Source organism: Campylobacter sp. BCW_6871 (genome assembly GCF_001762325.1).
In the GTDB taxonomy this organism is placed as follows: Bacteria; Campylobacterota; Campylobacteria; order Campylobacterales; family Campylobacteraceae; genus Campylobacter_D; species Campylobacter_D jejuni.
Genome location: NZ_MJWQ01000045.1, coordinates 50,735 through 67,071 on the forward strand (window position 1 = coordinate 50,735; position 16,337 = coordinate 67,071).

At 30.5% G+C, this 16,337-nt stretch carries 17 protein-coding genes; 13 read left to right on the top strand and 4 right to left on the bottom strand.

Annotation, left to right across the window (positions count from 1 at the left end; all coding sequences use genetic code 11):
• Positions 1-37: 37 nt before the first annotated feature.
• From AJ930_RS04865 to AJ930_RS04900, 8 genes are all read left to right on the top strand, one after another.
• Positions 38-1,558, top strand: a complete 1,521-nt coding sequence (locus AJ930_RS04865; protein ID WP_070274929.1) for a hypothetical protein — start codon at positions 38-40, stop codon at positions 1,556-1,558.
• Positions 1,539-3,728: a carbamoyltransferase HypF gene (gene hypF / locus AJ930_RS04870; protein ID WP_070274930.1), complete on the top strand. Its 2,190-nt coding sequence runs from the start codon at positions 1,539-1,541 to the stop codon at positions 3,726-3,728. Before AJ930_RS04865 ends, hypF begins: the two co-directional genes overlap by 20 nt.
• A 77-nt stretch (positions 3,729-3,805) precedes the next feature.
• On the top strand, positions 3,806-4,546 hold the full coding sequence (hypB, locus tag AJ930_RS04875) for a hydrogenase nickel incorporation protein HypB (protein ID WP_070274931.1): 741 nt from the start codon (positions 3,806-3,808) through the stop codon (positions 4,544-4,546).
• On the top strand, positions 4,546-4,827 hold the full coding sequence (locus AJ930_RS04880; RefSeq protein WP_002776342.1) for a HypC/HybG/HupF family hydrogenase formation chaperone: 282 nt from the start codon (positions 4,546-4,548) through the stop codon (positions 4,825-4,827). Before hypB ends, AJ930_RS04880 begins: the two co-directional genes overlap by 1 nt.
• Positions 4,811-5,902 carry a hydrogenase formation protein HypD gene (gene hypD, locus AJ930_RS04885; protein ID WP_070274932.1) on the top strand — a complete coding sequence of 364 codons (1,092 nt, stop codon included), beginning with the start codon at positions 4,811-4,813 and terminating at the stop codon, positions 5,900-5,902. Before AJ930_RS04880 ends, hypD begins: the two co-directional genes overlap by 17 nt.
• Complete coding sequence (gene hypE / locus AJ930_RS04890) at positions 5,899-6,873, top strand: hydrogenase expression/formation protein HypE (protein WP_070274933.1); 975 nt, start codon at positions 5,899-5,901, stop codon at positions 6,871-6,873. Before hypD ends, hypE begins: the two co-directional genes overlap by 4 nt.
• Positions 6,873-7,217 carry a hydrogenase maturation nickel metallochaperone HypA gene (gene hypA, locus AJ930_RS04895; protein ID WP_070274934.1) on the top strand — a complete coding sequence of 115 codons (345 nt, stop codon included), beginning with the start codon at positions 6,873-6,875 and terminating at the stop codon, positions 7,215-7,217. The genes hypE and hypA overlap by 1 nt, the downstream gene beginning before the upstream one ends.
• Before the next feature lie 94 nt (positions 7,218-7,311).
• Positions 7,312-7,965, top strand: a complete 654-nt coding sequence (locus AJ930_RS04900; RefSeq protein WP_058000800.1) for a hypothetical protein — start codon at positions 7,312-7,314, stop codon at positions 7,963-7,965.
• A gap of 2 nt (positions 7,966-7,967) precedes the next feature.
• Here the strand turns inward: AJ930_RS04900 and AJ930_RS04905 are convergent, their stop codons facing one another.
• A complete protein-coding gene (locus tag AJ930_RS04905) occupies positions 7,968-8,933 on the bottom strand; it encodes a DNA polymerase III subunit delta (RefSeq protein WP_052949627.1) in 966 nt (321 codons plus the stop codon).
• The gene (locus tag AJ930_RS04910; protein WP_070274935.1) at positions 8,926-10,860 is read right to left on the bottom strand and encodes an RNB domain-containing ribonuclease; all 1,935 of its coding nucleotides are present in this window, start codon (positions 10,858-10,860) and stop codon (positions 8,926-8,928) included. The genes AJ930_RS04905 and AJ930_RS04910 overlap by 8 nt, the downstream gene beginning before the upstream one ends.
• 118 nt (positions 10,861-10,978) lie before the next feature.
• Here AJ930_RS04910 and ilvC point away from each other — a divergent pair, with 118 nt between their 5' ends.
• From ilvC to AJ930_RS04935, 5 genes are read left to right on the top strand one after another with little or no spacing between them, the layout of a single operon-like run.
• Complete coding sequence (ilvC, locus tag AJ930_RS04915) at positions 10,979-12,001, top strand: ketol-acid reductoisomerase (RefSeq protein ID WP_002871355.1); 1,023 nt, start codon at positions 10,979-10,981, stop codon at positions 11,999-12,001.
• Between the two features lie 3 nt (positions 12,002-12,004).
• A complete protein-coding gene (locus AJ930_RS04920) occupies positions 12,005-13,087 on the top strand; it encodes a divergent polysaccharide deacetylase family protein (RefSeq protein WP_070274936.1) in 1,083 nt (360 codons plus the stop codon).
• The gene (locus tag AJ930_RS04925) at positions 13,077-13,850 is read left to right on the top strand and encodes a DNA-processing protein DprA (protein WP_070274937.1); all 774 of its coding nucleotides are present in this window, start codon (positions 13,077-13,079) and stop codon (positions 13,848-13,850) included. The genes AJ930_RS04920 and AJ930_RS04925 overlap by 11 nt, the downstream gene beginning before the upstream one ends.
• A complete protein-coding gene (gene ruvX, locus AJ930_RS04930) occupies positions 13,847-14,230 on the top strand; it encodes a Holliday junction resolvase RuvX (RefSeq protein WP_044794336.1) in 384 nt (127 codons plus the stop codon). The genes AJ930_RS04925 and ruvX overlap by 4 nt, the downstream gene beginning before the upstream one ends.
• Before the next feature lie 28 nt (positions 14,231-14,258).
• A complete protein-coding gene (locus tag AJ930_RS04935) occupies positions 14,259-15,098 on the top strand; it encodes an RsmB/NOP family class I SAM-dependent RNA methyltransferase (protein WP_079396361.1) in 840 nt (279 codons plus the stop codon).
• Positions 15,099-15,272: 174 nt separating this feature from the next.
• Here the strand turns inward: AJ930_RS04935 and msrA are convergent, their stop codons facing one another.
• Positions 15,273-15,770: a peptide-methionine (S)-S-oxide reductase MsrA gene (msrA, locus tag AJ930_RS04940; RefSeq protein WP_070274938.1), complete on the bottom strand. Its 498-nt coding sequence runs from the start codon at positions 15,768-15,770 to the stop codon at positions 15,273-15,275.
• A 40-nt stretch (positions 15,771-15,810) separates the two neighbouring features.
• Positions 15,811-16,329 (bottom strand): inorganic diphosphatase, encoded by a 519-nt coding sequence (gene ppa / locus AJ930_RS04945; RefSeq protein ID WP_002871349.1) that lies wholly within the window; start codon positions 16,327-16,329, stop codon positions 15,811-15,813.
• Positions 16,330-16,337: the final 8 nt, after the last annotated feature.

The window sequence follows — 16,337 nt, forward strand, 5'->3', positions numbered from 1 at the left end:
GTTATATTTATAGTTTATTTTTCAAAAAAGGCATAATATGACTTTGGATTTTGATTTTATTTATAATGCGGATAATGATATTTTTGAATATTTATTGCGTTTTTATGCGAAAAATTATAACTACACCCTTAGTAAAGAAGAAAATATTTATCATTTTTCTATTAATGCAGATGAAGAAAATTTAAAGACTTTTTGTGATTCTTTAAACTTTATGAGTCATAGTGTTTTTTTGAAAAAATTTGATGTAAAAGCGGGACAGGATTTTAACCCTTGTATGCCAGAAGATAAAGAATTTTCAAAATTTTCTTATATTACTCATTTAAATTCTAATGCCTATCAAGAAAAAAAACTTTTAAACAAAAACGAATGGGGCGTGTTTTGTGAGTGTGAATTTTCAAGCAATTTATCAGAATTTGAAAAAATCAATGAAGAAAATTTCAATACTTTTTTAAATCTTGCCTTTGATTTGTTAAGTCAAGAAAAAAAGATTTATTTAAAAGATAAAAATGGCGTTTATGAATTTTCTTTGTTTAAGAACGAATTTATAGGAGATTTTTTACTTCCTTGTGATATTAAGGCTATAAATTCAGTTTTTGTTTGTTCAAATGAAAATTTAAAACTTCTTGCAAGTTTAGAAAAACCTTTGATGAAGCTAAGACTTAATGCCATGTTTAGAAAAAATCACAATCTTGATTTTAATGATTTTAAAATCAGACTTGCTAGAGATTTGTTTTGCTTTGCTTTAGGTTTAAAACTTTTTGAAAATGAATATAAATTTTTAAGCGTAAAAAAGATAGAAGAATATCAAAAAGATTTTTATATCAGTGCTTTAGATGAGCAAGTGGTGGTTTTGGAAGGCTTTGAATTTATGAATGCCAAGGCAAGAGAGCTTATTTTTTCTAAAGAAGATAAAAATATGGCAAGAATTTCTTATCTTGTAAGCCGTTATAAAGAAAATGCTTTTATTTTAGAGCTAAGTAAAGATGATGAAGATATTTTGCTTATCAACAAAGAGCTTAATTTACTTAAACTTTGCTTACCAAAACACAGCAAAGAGCTTTATGAAGAGATTAAAAAAGATGAAATTGGTGCAAGGCTTTTAGAAAATTTTAGCAAGGAATTTCCTCTTTTAGATGAAAGTTTTGAACTTCAAAACAATTTTTATTCCTTGCTTGGCTTGGTAGGCAGAGTGCTAAATTTGGGTAAAAATTTACAAGAGAGTGCTAGTGAGCTTTTAAAAATTGCTGATGAGTCAAAAATGCCTCGTGGAGTAAAGATTGATTATCGTTTGAAAGAAGATAAAAGTTTTGATTATACAAGAACTTTAAGATCTACTATGAGTTTTATGTTAGCAGGTGTAGATAGTACTAATATCGCTTATGGAGCGGTTGAGAGTTTGGCTTATTTCTTACGTGATACTTATGATGAATTAAGAGAGAAAAAGCAAAGCGACTTAGCGCTTATAAGTGGCTCTTTGTTTGAACATAAATCTTTACTTAAAAATACTTTAAAACATCTTAAAAATTGTCAGTTAAGCGATGTGCCACTTAGGATATAAGATCAAAATTTCAGGTCTAGTTCAAGGGGTGGGTTTTCGCCCTTTAGTTTATGAACTAGCTTTGAAATCAAAGCTTTTTGGAGAGGTAAGAAATGATGGTTTTGGGGTAGAAATCATCCTTGCTTGTACTCAAAAAGAATGTGAAAATTTCATAGAGAATTTAAAAAATCATCTCCCACCTTTAGCAAGAATAGACAAGCTTATAATCACGCAAATTTCTATTTCAAACTATGAAAATTTTAGTATCACTCCTTCTTTAAAGAACACAAAAAGCACACCTATGTTAAGTGATTTTGCGCTTTGTAAGGAATGTAAAAAAGAATTTTTTGATGAAAAAAATCCACGCTTTTTATATCCTTTTATCACTTGCACACATTGTGGGCCACGCTTTAGTATTATAAAAAGTCTTCCTTATGATAGAGCCCATACTTCCATGCAAGAATTATTGATGTGTGAGTTTTGCAAAAGCGAATACGAAGATCCTAAAAATAGGCGTTTTCATGCCCAGCCTATTAGTTGTCCTAAGTGTAAAATCAATGTTTTTCTTAAAAATTCAAAGGGTGAAATTTTAGCCAAAGATCAAGAAGCTTTTATGCAAAGTTCGAAGTTTTTAAAGGAAGGTAAAATTTTAGCCATTAAAGGCATGGGCGGTTTTCATCTCATGTGTGATGCTTTTAATGAAGAAGCTTTAAAAACTCTAAGACTTAGAAAAAATCGCCCCAAAAAACCCTTTGCTTTAATGTGTAAAGATTTACAAAGTGCTAAAGAACTTGCCTTTATAGATGAAAAAGAAGAAGCTTTGCTTGGTGGGGTTTTAGCTCCTATTGTGATTTTAAAGGCAAAAAAAGCCTTTTCTTTAATCGCACCTGATGTTGATAAAATCGGTATTATGCTAGCTTATACGCCTTTACATCTTTTGCTTTTTGAGTATTTTAAAGGAAGTCTTGTGGCAACGAGTGCGAATTTAAGCGGAGAAAGTATCATTAAAGATGAGTTTAATTTGTGTCAAAAACTTGGTAAAGTTTTTGATTTTTATTTGGATTATGATAGAGAAATTATCAACGCAAGTGATGATAGCATAGCTCAAGTGGTAAATGGTAAAACTATGTTTTTGCGTACTTCAAGGGGTTTAAATCCTTTTTATTTGGAAAGAAATTTTAATAAAAAAGGCACTTTTTTAGCTTTGGGCGCGGAGCTTAAAAATGAATTTGTGATTTTTTATGAAAATAAACTTTTAATTTCTCCTTATATAGGGGATTTGAAAAGTCTTGATGTGCATGAGAGATTTTTTAAACTTTTAGAATTTTTTAAACAAAATTATGATTTGAAATTTGATACGATTTTGTGCGATAAACACCCGCATTTTAGCTATGCAAAAGAATTTGAAGAAAGGATTAAAATTTCTCATCATTATGCGCATTTTTGTGCGGCTTATTTTGAATACGAAGAAAATTTTGCAAAAGATGAAAAGGCTTTAGCTTTTATTTGTGATGGAACAGGTTATGGCGAAGATGGCAAAATTTGGGGTGGAGAAGTTTTTGTAGGAAATTTAAAAGAATATGAAAGAATTGCACATTTTGAAAATTTCACTCTTATAAATAGTGATATTAAAAATATACAAAATTTAGCTCTAAGTCTTATTTTTCATTATGATTTAGAAGATAAGGCTAAGGAGTTTTTAGCAAAAATTCCAAAAATTAAACTTGAAAATCTTAAAAAAATTTATTCACATTCTAACTTACAAACAAGTTCCTTAGGACGCATTATCGATGCTTTTGGAAGTATTGTTTTTAACTTAGAAAAAAGCTCTTATGAGGCTCAAGTTGGCTTGATGTGTGAAGCTTTTTATGATAAAAATCTTGATTTTTCTTATAAGCTTTTTGTAGAAAAAGGGCAGGTTAATTTTAAAAATTTAATTTTAGGGGCTTTGCAAGATGAAAAAACTAAGGCAATTACAGGTATGTTTAATGCTTTGGCAAATTTTATCATAGATTTTAGCAAAGATTATGATTTAAAAGTGCTTTTAAGTGGAGGAGTTTTTCAAAACAAAACCTTACTTGAAATTTTAAAAGCTAAAAATTTTGATTTTTTTGTACCTTTAAAATACCCTTGCAATGATAGTTCCATAGCTTTAGGGCAGATGGTATATTTTTTAAATTTGGAAAAATAAAGCAAATATTCTAAAAACTCATAATTTTTTAATGCTTTTAAGGTTAAAATGAAACAAAAAATATAAAAGGAAAGAAAATGTGTAAAGATTGCGGCTGTTCTATAAATTCAACCCATACACACGATCATCACGATCACCATCATGAAAATCCAAGCTTAAAAGAAAGCAAAACCATAGAAGTGATTTCTAAAATTTTAAGCAAAAATGATGAAGAAGCTAAGCACAATAGGGCACATTTTAATGAAGCTAACACGCTTTGTATTAATTTAATGAGTTCTCCAGGTAGTGGAAAAACCACGCTTTTAGAAAGCACGATTAAGGCTTTGAAAAATGAGCTTAAAATCGCTGTGATTGAAGGGGATTTAGAAACCAATAATGACGCTCTAAGAGTAAAAAATGCCGGAGCTTTGGCATATCAAATCACTACAGGGCAAAGCTGTCATTTGGATGCTTTTATGGTGCATGAAGCTTTGCATCATTTAGCGATTGATGATGTGGATTTGCTTTTTATAGAAAATGTTGGAAATTTAGTTTGTCCTGCAAGCTATGATTTAGGAGAGCATTTAAATGTGGTTTTGCTTTCGGTAACCGAAGGAAGTGATAAACCGCAAAAATACCCTGTGATGTTCAAAAAGGCTGATATAGTTTTAATCACAAAGGCAGATTTGGCTCATCATTTTGATTTTGATGTTAAAGAGGCGACTAGGTTGATTAAAGAATTAAATCCTAGAGCAGATATTATCACTCTTGATGCAAAAAATGGCACCAATATGGAGCTTTGGTATAAGGTGCTTAAACTTAAAAAGGAGCTTTTTTAATGTGTTTATCTATACCTTCTGAAATTTTAGAAATCGATGAGTTAAACAATGCTTTAGTGCAAACTTTAGGTGTGAAAAGAAAAGTTAATTTAGATTTGATTGATGAGCCTTTAAAACAAGGCGATTATGTCTTAATCCATGTAGGCGTTGCTATGGAAAAAATCGACAAAGAAGCTGCACTAGAAAGCATTAAAACCTATCAAGAAATAGTAGAAAAAATGAATAGCGGAGAGATAAAAAGCGATGAGGGAGATTTGGGTTTAAATGAATTTCATCGATGAATTTAGAGATAAAGAAAGCATTTTAGCTTTAAAAAAACTCATAGAACAAGAACTTAAAAATCCTATTAACATCATGGAAATTTGCGGTGGGCATACACATAGTATTATGAAATATGCCCTACCTTCTATTTTGCCAAAAGAAATTAACTTCATCCATGGACCAGGATGTCCTGTTTGTGTTATGCCAAGAGTTCGCATTGATACAGCTATCAAGTTAGCCTCCATGAAAGATACGATTTTTTGTACTTTAGGAGATCTTTTAAGAGTGCCTGGAAGTGAAATTTCTCTTCTTGATTTAAGAGCTAAAGGGGCTGATGTTAGAGCACTTTATTCTCCACTTGAGGTTTTAGAAATCGCTAAGCAAAATTTAAACAAAAATATCATCTTTTTTGCTATAGGCTTTGAAACCACTACGCCTATGAGTGCTTTACTTCTTCAAAAGGTTATAGAAGAGAAAATAAATAATGTCTTTTTTCATATCAATCATATCACAGTTCCAGCACCTGTAGAAGCGATTATGAATGATGAAAATGTAAAAATCAATGCTTTTTTAGGCCCTTCTCATGTGAGTGTGATTACAGGTTATGGTATTTATGAGCCTTTAGCAGCAAAGTTTAAAACCCCTATAGCAGTGAGTGGTTTTGAGCCAGTTGATATTTTAGAGAGTGTGTTAAATATTATAAAACAAAGCAATGAAGGCACTTTTAAAGTGTACAATCAATACAAAAGAGCCGTAAGCAAAGAAGGTAATGTTAAAGCGCAAAATTTAGTAAAAAAATACTTTAGAGTGTGTGATTTTGAATTTCGTGGTTTAGGGCTTATTAAAGATGGGGGTTTGGAGCTAAAAGAAGAATTTAGCACCTATGATGCGAGTAAAAAATTTGATTGCGCGGTGCAAAGTAAAAATGAAAGCAAAGCCTGTATTTGTGGGCAAATTTTAAGAGGTTTGGCCAAGCCTTATGATTGTAAAGTTTTTGGTAAGGCTTGTACGCCAAGAAGTCCTATAGGAAGTTGTATGGTTTCTGGTGAGGGTGCTTGTGCGGCGTATTATAAATACTCAAAGGTGAATGTATGAAAAATATTTCCTTAGCCCACGGAGGTGGTGGAGAAGAGATGAATGAGCTTTTAACTAAGCTTTTTAAGATCTTTGATAATAAAATTTTAAACGCAAATAATGATGCAGCGATTTTAGGAAATTTGGCTTTAAGCACGGATTCTTTTGTTTTAAGTCCGATTTTTTTAGATGAAGAGGTCAATATAGGAAAACTTTGTGTTTGTGGTTCTATTAACGATGTTTTGATGGTGGGTGCTAAGCCAAAATATCTAAGCTTAGGACTTATCTTAGAAGAAGGTTTTGAGCTAGAAAAACTAGAACACATTTTAAAAAGCATTAAAGAAGAATGTGAAAAATGCGGAGTTATGTTAGTTTGTGGCGATACTAAAGTCGTTCCTAAGGGTAAGGCAGATGAAATTTATATCAACACTACAGCCTTAGGTGAAATTATTTCTAAAAAAGAAAGTAAAAATATCAAAGCAGGGCTTAGCATACTTCTTTCAGGTGATATAGGAAGGCATGGAGCTAGTGTTTTAATCAAAAGAAATGAGTTAGAAGCTGATATTAAAAGTGATTGTAAGGCTTTAGATAAAGAGGTTTTAGAGCTTTTAGAAAAAGATATAAAGGTTGTAGCTATGAGAGATGCTACTCGTGGGGGACTTAGTGCGGTTTTAAATGAGTGGGCAAAGCAAAGCGGAAATGATCTTTTGATCTTTGAAGAAAAAATCATCGTTCAAGATGAGGTTTTAGGACTTTGCGAGCTTTTTGGTTATGAAGCTTATGAACTTGCAAATGAAGGCACTTTTATACTTTGTGTGGAAAAAGAAGATGAGTTAAAAGCCTTGGAAATTCTAAAAAAATACAATGCAAATGCGAGTATTATAGGAGAAGTTTTAGAAGAGAAAAAAGCACGCGTGATCTTACAAAACGCTTATGGGGCAAAACGCTTTTTAGAAAGCCCTAAAGGCGAACTTTTACCAAGAATTTGCTAATGCACGAATTAAGTATAGTAGAATCTTTAATCGAACTTTGCGAAGAAAATGCCTTAAACAATAAGGCTTGTAATGTACAAGAAATTTATGTAAAAATTGGGCGTTTAAGCGGTATAGAAGTTGATCTTTTTAAGCGTTGTTTTGAAACTTTTAAAGAAAACTCAAATATTTGCAAAAATGCTAAACTTTTTATAGAACCTGCTCCACTTGAAATTTTATGCTTAAAATGTGATCAAACAAGTATTTTAGAAGAAAATGTTTTTAAGTGTCCTAAATGTCAAAGCATAGAATATAAAATCACACAAGGCGAGGACTTGCATCTTATGCGACTTGTGATGGAGTGAGTCAAAAAATTGATTTTTTTTACAAAATGATAATATGATATTGTTTATGAGATTTGTTTGGGCTAAGTTTTATTAAATGTTATTGGAGTTTAAAATGGAAGTATATGCAAGATATTTTGATACACAAGATTATTCTTTTAGAATGGATACTTTATTATGTTTTGGCCAAAGTGCTGAGCTTTTAGGAAGTGCTGTTTTGCTAAACCCTGGTTCTTCAAAATGTAAAGAAGAAAGTCTTACATGTGATGAATTAAATAAAATACGAGAATTTTATAAGGATAAAAAAGATGTAGGAGATTTTGATTCTTGGAAAAAATTTTCTCCTGATAGTACAATGAGAGAAATTGAAAGAATTTTTAATGGCCAACATATAGATAAAAAAACAGAATTGAATGGAATTATTCAAATTTTTAATTTATTTAATTTGAAAAATTCTGATTCCGATAGTGCAATTAAAGAAATGTGTCAAATTGAAAATCAGTATTTATTTAGTAATGATATTCATCTTAGATTTTATAATAAAATTGTTTATTTTGGTTTTGGTAAAAAAATGCTTAAATACGATATTTTAAGAAAGAGGGCATGTGACATTTTTAAAAATGCTCCTATTACAAGTAAAGAAAATTATGAAGTATTGTTTGAAAAAAATGATTTTTATCATCCAATGTATATTCTTAGAACTTCAAGCAAACATAAAGATTTTTTAGAGAAATTTTATAAGAAATTTAAAGAGCAAAATAAGAAATGAAGCTAGCTTTTTAAAATCCTTGCAAGTTTAAGCAAATTTGAAATCAAAAATTCTTTTTTTACGAGCTTAGAATTGATTTTAAGCTCGTATTCGCTTTTAAGTAAAAGAGTGAAAATTTCTTTATATTGTTCGATTTTTAAACTAAAGGCTTGAGAGCTTAAATTTTGTCCCACTTGAGGGGGTGGAGTGTAGCCTAAAAGCTCTTTAAAATCAATTTTGCCATTGACTTTAACATAAAGTGCGATTTTAAATAAACGATAAAAAGAATTATATAAAGAGTTGATTAAAGCAATTTCATTAAAATTATCTAAAATTTTTTCAAGTTCGCTTTTAAAGTCTTGTTTTTTTAAAATTTTATCAAAAAAGCTTTCAAAACTTCCTGTATTTAAACTATAGCAGTATTGTTCTATGGTTTTTTCATCTACTCTTAAACCGCTAAATTTATTAAGTTCGCTTGCAGCAAGATACAAGTTTTCATCAAAACTTGTAAAAAGAGTAAATAAAGCATTTTGAGTGATTTCAACCCTTAGTTGTTTTGCTTTTATGCTTAAAAGTTCCACGCCTTCTTTAGCTCCGTTAGCTTTAAAAAATCTTACAAAATGAGGAGAGAAAATTTTTTCTATGTCGCTTTGCTTTGAACTTTCATCATAAAATTCTAAAAGAAAGAAATTGTCCGCATTGTTTTTACAAAGATCTACTAAAATTTTAAGATCTTTTATTGCAATTTTTTTAGAAGTTTTGATTTCTAGTAATTTTTTTTCACTAAAAAGCGATCCTGCGCTTAAAAAATCACTCGCACGAGCGAAGTTGTATTCTTCAAAAAAAAGCTTTAAAGTTTCATCGGGCTTATATTTTTCTTTTATAAATTCAGCATAAAGTTCGCTTTGAAAATTATCTGCTCCATAAAGAAAGAAAAAATTAGGTATTGAATCTTTAGAAAGCAGGGTTTGGAGCTCTTTTCTATACATTTTCTTCCTTTATAAGTCTTTGGGTGATTTTAGCATAAATTTTTGCCATAACTATATCTGCTTCCATGATTTGCACTTCAACACTTTCTAGCAAATTCACACGCGTATCATAAAGGATTATATCCGCTCCTTTGATTTCATCATCTAGTTTGGCTATGCAAACTCCATCATTTTGCACAACTAAAGCTTTAAATTTTTTGTCTATATTTTTGGCTGCCCATCTAGCAAATTTTCTATCCATAAAATCAAAAGCAACCTTATCCGCCTCTCTTTCAAGCGTACTAAGACTCTCGCAAGTGCTTTCTATGTTTAAAAGCAGATAATTAAAAAGTTTTTCATCGTTTTTTTGTTTGGCTTTTAAAAGTCTGTGTAAAATAAGATCAGAATACCTTCTTATAGGGCTTGTAAAATGTGAGTATTTATCAAAACCTAAGCCAAAATGTCCCGCATTTACGCTAGAGTATTCCGCTTTTTTTTGTGCTTTGATGATGAGTTTATCTACTTCTGCTCTTAAATTTAATTCATCAGCTAAAGCTTGTATGTCTCGTATGAGTTCAGGAAGATTGGGCTTAAAATTTACATCGATTCCGAGTTCGCGTAATTCATTTAAAAGTTTATCGATTTTTCTTGTATCAGCACTTAAGTGATTTCTAAAAATACCTATATCTATGAGTTTTGCTGCGGCTTTATTGGCTAAAAGCATACAATCTTCGATCAAATTATGCGAAGGCGTGTCTTTTTCAAAAACTGTGCTTTTTAGACTTAAATTTTCATCTAAATTCATTCTTAATTCTTCGGTGCGAAATTCAAAGGCATTTTTAAGACGCATTTTGCGTAAATTTTTTGTGATTTCAAAAAGCTCATAAAGCCATGAAAGTTCTTTTAAATCAGGTTTTTGTACCAAAATTTCATCAACTTCATCGTAATTAAAATGGCGTTTTGAGTTGATAATACCTTCAAAAAGTTCTTCTTTGATGACTTTATTTTCATGATTGAGCGTGATTTTAAAACAATACGCTAAGCGATCTAAATGAGGTTTTAAAGAACAGATATTTTCACTTAAAGGACGAGGCAGCATGGGTATAGCAATGTGCGGAAAATAAATAGAAAATCCACGATTTCTTGCTTCTTTATCTATAGCGCTATAAGCATAAACATATTCGCTAACATCAGCAATAGCTACATAAATTTCTCGTTTTTGAGTGTCAAAATAAATCGCATCATCAAAATCTTTTGCATGTATAGGATCTATAGTGCAAAAAGGCAAGGCTCTTAAATCCATGCGATTTTCATACATACTCGCATCAACACTATCGCCGTTTGCTAGGGCTTCTTTGATACAAGCGTCGCTAAATTCGTTATTTTTATTAAAAAGAGCTAAGGAGATTTTTTCATCTATACTTTCATCATCAATATGTCCTAAAACTTCTATGATATTGTTATTTTCATTTTCTATTTTTAAAACTGTTCCTAAAGGTAGTGCTTTTAAGGATTTTTGAGAAGCTTTTAAGGCAGTGCTTAATCCTGTTTTGATATTCATTCCAAGCACAGCTTCGCCGTACCTTTTGGTGATCACTAAAGAGGTTTCATTGGCTCTTTTTAGAACTAAAATCACCTTTGCACTGGGGCGTTTTTTCTTTAAAGGTAGAAGTTTTACTGCGACTATATCTTTATAGTTTGCACCTTTTAGGTTTTTGTTTTCTATCAAAAGATCTTTTTTGAAACTTTCATCAAAGCATTGTAAAAAACCTGTGCCTTTGCTCGAAATATCAAGCACCCCAAAGGCAAAACCATTGTTAAGATAGTATTTGTTTTTGTGTTCTTTGATGATGTGATTGGCTAAAAGCTCTCTTAAAATTTGTTTAAATTCATTGCTTACTTCGTGAGAGCTAATGCCATAACTAAGACTGTTTAAAAATTCTTTCACTTTTAATACTTTATGATTTTTTGTAAAATTCTTACATAAAGTTTATAAAAAAAATATGAAATTTATACTTTAATTGCTATAATAATACCTTTAATTTTTGAATTTTTAAGGAGTGAATATGGCTATTACAGTATATTATGATAAAGATTGTGATTTAAATTTAATCAAATCAAAAAAAGTAGCAATTATAGGCTTTGGCTCTCAAGGGCACGCTCATGCGATGAATTTAAGAGATAATGGCGTAAATGTAATTATCGGACTTCGCGAAGGTAGTGTAAGTGCTGTTAAAGCAAAAAATGCTGGTTTTGAAGTAATGAGTGTAAGTGAGGCTTCTAAAACAGCAGATGTGATTATGATTTTAGCTCCTGATGAAATTCAAGCAGATATTTTTAATGTCGAAATAAAACCAAATTTAAGTGAAGGTAAGGCTATAGCTTTTGCACACGGTTTTAATATCCACTATGGTCAAATTGTTGTTCCAAAAGGTGTAGATGTTATCATGATAGCACCTAAAGCACCAGGACATACAGTAAGAAATGAATTTACTTTAGGAGGTGGAACCCCTTGTTTAATAGCTATCCATCAAGATGAAAGTAAAAATGCTAAAAATTTAGCCTTAAGTTATGCAAGTGCGATTGGGGGTGGACGCACAGGTATTATAGAAACAACCTTTAAAGCCGAAACAGAAACAGATCTTTTTGGTGAACAAGCCGTGCTTTGTGGTGGGCTTAGTGCTTTGATTCAAGCAGGTTTTGAGACTTTGGTTGAAGCAGGTTATGAACCTGAAATGGCTTATTTTGAGTGTTTGCATGAAATGAAACTCATTGTGGATTTGATTTATCAAGGTGGTATTGCAGATATGCGTTATTCTATCTCAAATACTGCAGAATACGGCGATTACATTACAGGGCCAAAGATTATCACTGAAGAGACTAAAAAAGCGATGAAAGGTGTTTTAAAAGATATACAAAATGGTGTTTTTGCAAAAGATTTTATCTTAGAACGCCGTGCAGGTTTTGCTAGAATGCATGCAGAACGCAAAAATATGAATGATTCTTTGATAGAAAAAACAGGGCGTAATTTGCGTGCTATGATGCCTTGGATCAGTGCTAAAAAATTAGTAGATAAAGATAAGAACTAAACATTGTCAAAGAAAAAATTAGTTCAAATTCAGCGTTATTTAATCATAGCTATACTTTTTTTACTTTGTATAGCTTTAGCTTTGGGAATTTTAGTAAAATATCAAAATTCCCAAGATGTTTCTTCTGTTAAGCCGGATTATTTTATTGATAAACAAGAAGATTTAATTTCATCAAACAAAGATCATTATGAAATTGGTATTTTTCAAGAGAATGAGTTTGATAATAATAAATCTGTAAGTATTTTAGAGCAAAAAATTCAAGAAATTGATGATTTAAATACAAGTTTAAATGAGCAAAATTTAAGCAGCGTGGAGCAGAATTTAAGTTTAGAGCAAAATCAGAGTTTAGAACAAAATTTTATTCCAAAAGATATAAATTTAACCCAAGATCAAAATTTAACTTTTGATGAAGATATTCATTTAAATAAAATTTCTAAAAAACCAAAACTTGCTATTATTATCGATGATATGGCAAATGCAAGTCAGGTTAGAGGTTTAAAAGCTTTAAATTTAAAGTTAAATCCTTCTTTTTTCCCGCCAGATAAAAACCATAACGAAACGCCAAAACTTGCTTTAAAATTTGATTTTTATATGGTGCATTTACCTTTAGCAGCAATTAATTACAATAAACCTGAGCTTGATACTTTAAATCCAAATGATAGTAAAGAAAGAATTTTTAAAAAAATCAAGCAAATTAAAAAAGATTTTAAGGATTTAAGATATATCAATAATCACACAGGAAGTTTATTTACAAGCAATGAAGAAGCTATGAGAAAGCTTTACGAGGCTTTAAAAAATCAAAATATATTTTTTGTAGATTCTAAAACTATAGGAAATTCTAAGGCAAATAAAATCGCTAAAGAACTCAGTATGCCTTATATACAAAGAGATGTGTTTTTGGATAATGAAGATGATGTTAATTATGTTAAAAAACAACTCGAAAGCGCAGTAAAACTTGCACAAAAAAAAGGTTTTGTTATAGCCATAGGACATCCTAGGAAAAATACTTTTAAAGCCTTAGAGCAAAGTAAGGATTTGTTAAAAGGCGTTGATCTTGTGTATTTGAGTGAAATTTATGGCAAGTGAAATTTTGCCTGATGAATTTTTGAAACTTTTTAAAGATTTAAAAAAGTCTCCTAAAAAATTACACTACAAAGGAAATTTATCTTTATTAAAACAAGATAAAATCGCTATTATAGGTTCAAGGCGTATGAGTGTTTATACGAAAAATTGTGTTTTTTCCTTAGCGAGTATGCTTAAAAATACCCATCTTTGTGTGGTAAGTGGCGGTGCTTTGGGTGTGGATATCACTGCAAGTATGGCAGCTATGCCAAATACTATAGGTATTTTTGCTAATGGTTTAGATCAAATTTATCCAAGAACTAATGAAAAAATCATTAAACAAATTTATGAAAATGCTTTAGCTTTAAGCGAATACGAAGATGATTATTTGCCAAAAAATTATGACTTTTTACTAAGAAATCGTTTGGTTATTGCTTTAAGTAAGGCTGTTGTGGTTGCACAAGCAGATATAAAAAGTGGTTCTATGCAAAGTGCAAGGCTTGCTTTAGAACTTAATAAGCCTTTATATGTTTTACCGCAAAGACTAGGAGAAAGTACAGGGACTAATTTGCTTTTAAAGGAAAATAAAGCAAAGTTAATCTGTGATTTTAAAGAATTTGTAAGTGAGTTTGCAAGTATAGATACAAATCAAGATGAATTTTTAGAGTTTTGTAAAAAAGGTGTGAGTGTTGATGAGGCTTTAAAAATTTATGGACAAAAAGTTTATGAATACGAACTTGAGGGAAAAATTTCCATAGAAGGGCTTTTTATAAGGGTTTTAGTATGAGAGCTTTGGCTTTAGATGTAGGTTTAAAACGCATAGGTGTAGCGCTTTGCGTAGATAAAAAGATCGCTTTGCCTTTAGATGCAGTTTTAAGAAAAAATCGCAATCAAGCCGCTAATGAAATTAAAAATTTACTTAAAATACATGAGATTTCTTTACTTATTGTAGGCATTCCTAAGGGTGGGTCAAGTGAAGAAGAAATGACAAGACGCATTAAGCATTTTGTTTCTTTGCTTGAATTTGATAAAGAAATTTGCTTTGTAGATGAAAGCGGAACAAGTAAAGAAGCTTTAGGATACGGCATAGCAAATACACGTAAAAAAGATGGTAAATTAGACTCTTTGGCTGCTTTTATCATGATAAAGGATTATTTTGCTCTCTAGAATAGAAAAACTTTATACCAAAGATGAAATGCAAAATATTTTATCTTCTTTTACTCAAGAAAAAAATGTTTGTGTATTTGCAAATACTTTAAAAATTAGCACTGAAGAATTAGAAAAAGAATTTTTAAAACAAAATTTAAAATTTAAAAAGATCAATGCTTATTGTTATTTGTTTGACGCTAAAGATAAAGCCATCTTAAGTTCTATGAAAGTTTTTAATGAGGGGTGCTTTTATATACAAAATTATTCTTCTTATTTGTGTGCTTTAAATTTAGAAGTCAAAGCAGGGCAAAGTGTTCTTGATATGTGTGCAGCTCCGGGTGGCAAAAGTATCAATCTTGCAAATTTTATGCAAAATACAGGTTATTTAGCTTGCAATGAGATGAGTAGGGATAGATTTTTTATTCTGCAAAAAAATCTTAAAAATTACGGCGTGAATGCTAAAGTTTTTATGAAAGATGGTAAAAATATAGGCAATTTGTGTCCTTTAAAATTTGATAAAATCTTACTTGATGCGCCTTGTTCAACTTTTGCTAAAATAGGTTTTGATTTGGAAAAAAGTTATAAAGAAATCAAAAATATTGCAAAAACTCAAAAAAAACTTCTACATTCTGCTTTAAAGGCATTAAAAATAGGTGGAGAGCTTGTATATAGTACTTGTACCTTTACCAAGGAAGAAAATGAAGAAGTGATAGAGAATGCTTTAAAAAGCGAGTTTAAATTAGAGCTTTTAGATATTGATTTGGAAAATGTTGAGGCTAAAGCAGGGCAAAGTGAAGAATTTGCTGAAATTTCAAAATGCAGACGGATTTTACCAAGCTTGGACTATGATGGATTTTTTATAGCTAAACTTAGGAAATTATGTTAATTAATAAAATTATTCACATTTAAATACAAATTCATAAAAAAACTTAAAAAACAATAAATAATTTTTTCTTTATTTTAAAGCTTAAAGTTCTATTTTTAAGTACTTTGAAAGAAAATCACAGCGTGAAAAGGCTGTGAATAAAGTTGAAATTTTTTTAACCTTAAAAAGATGAAATTAGTCTGATTGTATTTTTTGCAGTTTTGGAGCTATTACAGCTTGACAATATCCTTGATTGGGATTATTTATAAAATAATGTTGATGATAGTTTTCAGCTTTGTAGTAAGTTTGCAATCTTGAAATTTTAGTAACTATTTTTTTGCTAAATATTTTTTGCTGTTCTTTGATGAAATTTTGAGCTAAAATTTTATCTTCTTCATTTTCGTAAAAGATTATTGAGCGATATTGCATACCAATATCTCCACCTTGTTTATCTATACTTGTTGGATCATGAATTTTAAAAAAGAGCGTTAAGATTTCAAGAAGAGAGATTTGTTTTTCATCGTAATTTATTTTGACAACTTCTATGTTACCATCACCATTACACACGCTTTCATAGCTAGGATTTGGATTTCCTCCGCTATATCCAACTTCAGTATCAATTACACCTTTTAGGCGTTCAAATACAGCTTCAACACACCAAAAACAACCACCACCTAAAACGATATTTTTCATTATGAGTTTTCCTTGAGTTTAGCCCTTTGAAGGGCTGGGATTATTTGTAGTTTTTGATTGCTTTTTCTAAAATTTCAATTGCAGCTTTTTCATCTTTAAAATCTTGTACTTTAACCCATTTGTTTGGCTCTAAAATTTTATAAGTTTCAAAGAAATTTTTGATTTTATTTAAAGTTGCTTGTGGTAAATCTGTGTAAGTTTTTATATTATCATATCTTGCATCTATTTTTGAATTTGGAACCGCAAGAAGTTTTTCATCCATTCCGCTTTCATCTTCCATGATTAAAACACCGATTAAGCGGCAAGGAATCACGGCTCCAGCTTGGATAGGATATTCATTAAGCACTAAAATATCCACAGGATCACCATCATCAGCCAAAGTATTGGCAATAAAACCATAGTTTGCTGGGTAAAACATCGCACTAGCCATAACGCGATCTACCATGATAGCACCACTATCTTTATCGATTTCATATTTTATGTTTGAGCCGTATGGAATTTCGATTACGGCATTGATTTTATTTGGAATATCTCCGATTTTGATTTTGCTTAAATCCATTTTTTCTC

Coding starts and splice junctions, on each gene's coding strand:
- AJ930_RS04935 (WP_079396361.1), top strand. CDS start 14,259: ATGCAAAATATTTTATCTTCTTTTACTCAAGAAAAAAATGTTTGTGTA.
- ruvX (WP_044794336.1), top strand. CDS start 13,847: ATGAGAGCTTTGGCTTTAGATGTAGGTTTAAAACGCATAGGTGTAGCG.
- msrA (WP_070274938.1), bottom strand. CDS start 15,770: ATGAAAAATATCGTTTTAGGTGGTGGTTGTTTTTGGTGTGTTGAAGCT.
- hypD (WP_070274932.1), top strand. CDS start 4,811: ATGAATTTCATCGATGAATTTAGAGATAAAGAAAGCATTTTAGCTTTA.
- AJ930_RS04905 (WP_052949627.1), bottom strand. CDS start 8,933: ATGTATAGAAAAGAGCTCCAAACCCTGCTTTCTAAAGATTCAATACCT.
- hypA (WP_070274934.1), top strand. CDS start 6,873: ATGCACGAATTAAGTATAGTAGAATCTTTAATCGAACTTTGCGAAGAA.
- hypF (WP_070274930.1), top strand. CDS start 1,539: ATGTGCCACTTAGGATATAAGATCAAAATTTCAGGTCTAGTTCAAGGG.
- ilvC (WP_002871355.1), top strand. CDS start 10,979: ATGGCTATTACAGTATATTATGATAAAGATTGTGATTTAAATTTAATC.
- AJ930_RS04865 (WP_070274929.1), top strand. CDS start 38: ATGACTTTGGATTTTGATTTTATTTATAATGCGGATAATGATATTTTT.
- AJ930_RS04925 (WP_070274937.1), top strand. CDS start 13,077: ATGGCAAGTGAAATTTTGCCTGATGAATTTTTGAAACTTTTTAAAGAT.
- ppa (WP_002871349.1), bottom strand. CDS start 16,329: ATGGATTTAAGCAAAATCAAAATCGGAGATATTCCAAATAAAATCAAT.
- hypE (WP_070274933.1), top strand. CDS start 5,899: ATGAAAAATATTTCCTTAGCCCACGGAGGTGGTGGAGAAGAGATGAAT.
- AJ930_RS04880 (WP_002776342.1), top strand. CDS start 4,546: ATGTGTTTATCTATACCTTCTGAAATTTTAGAAATCGATGAGTTAAAC.
- hypB (WP_070274931.1), top strand. CDS start 3,806: ATGTGTAAAGATTGCGGCTGTTCTATAAATTCAACCCATACACACGAT.
- AJ930_RS04900 (WP_058000800.1), top strand. CDS start 7,312: ATGGAAGTATATGCAAGATATTTTGATACACAAGATTATTCTTTTAGA.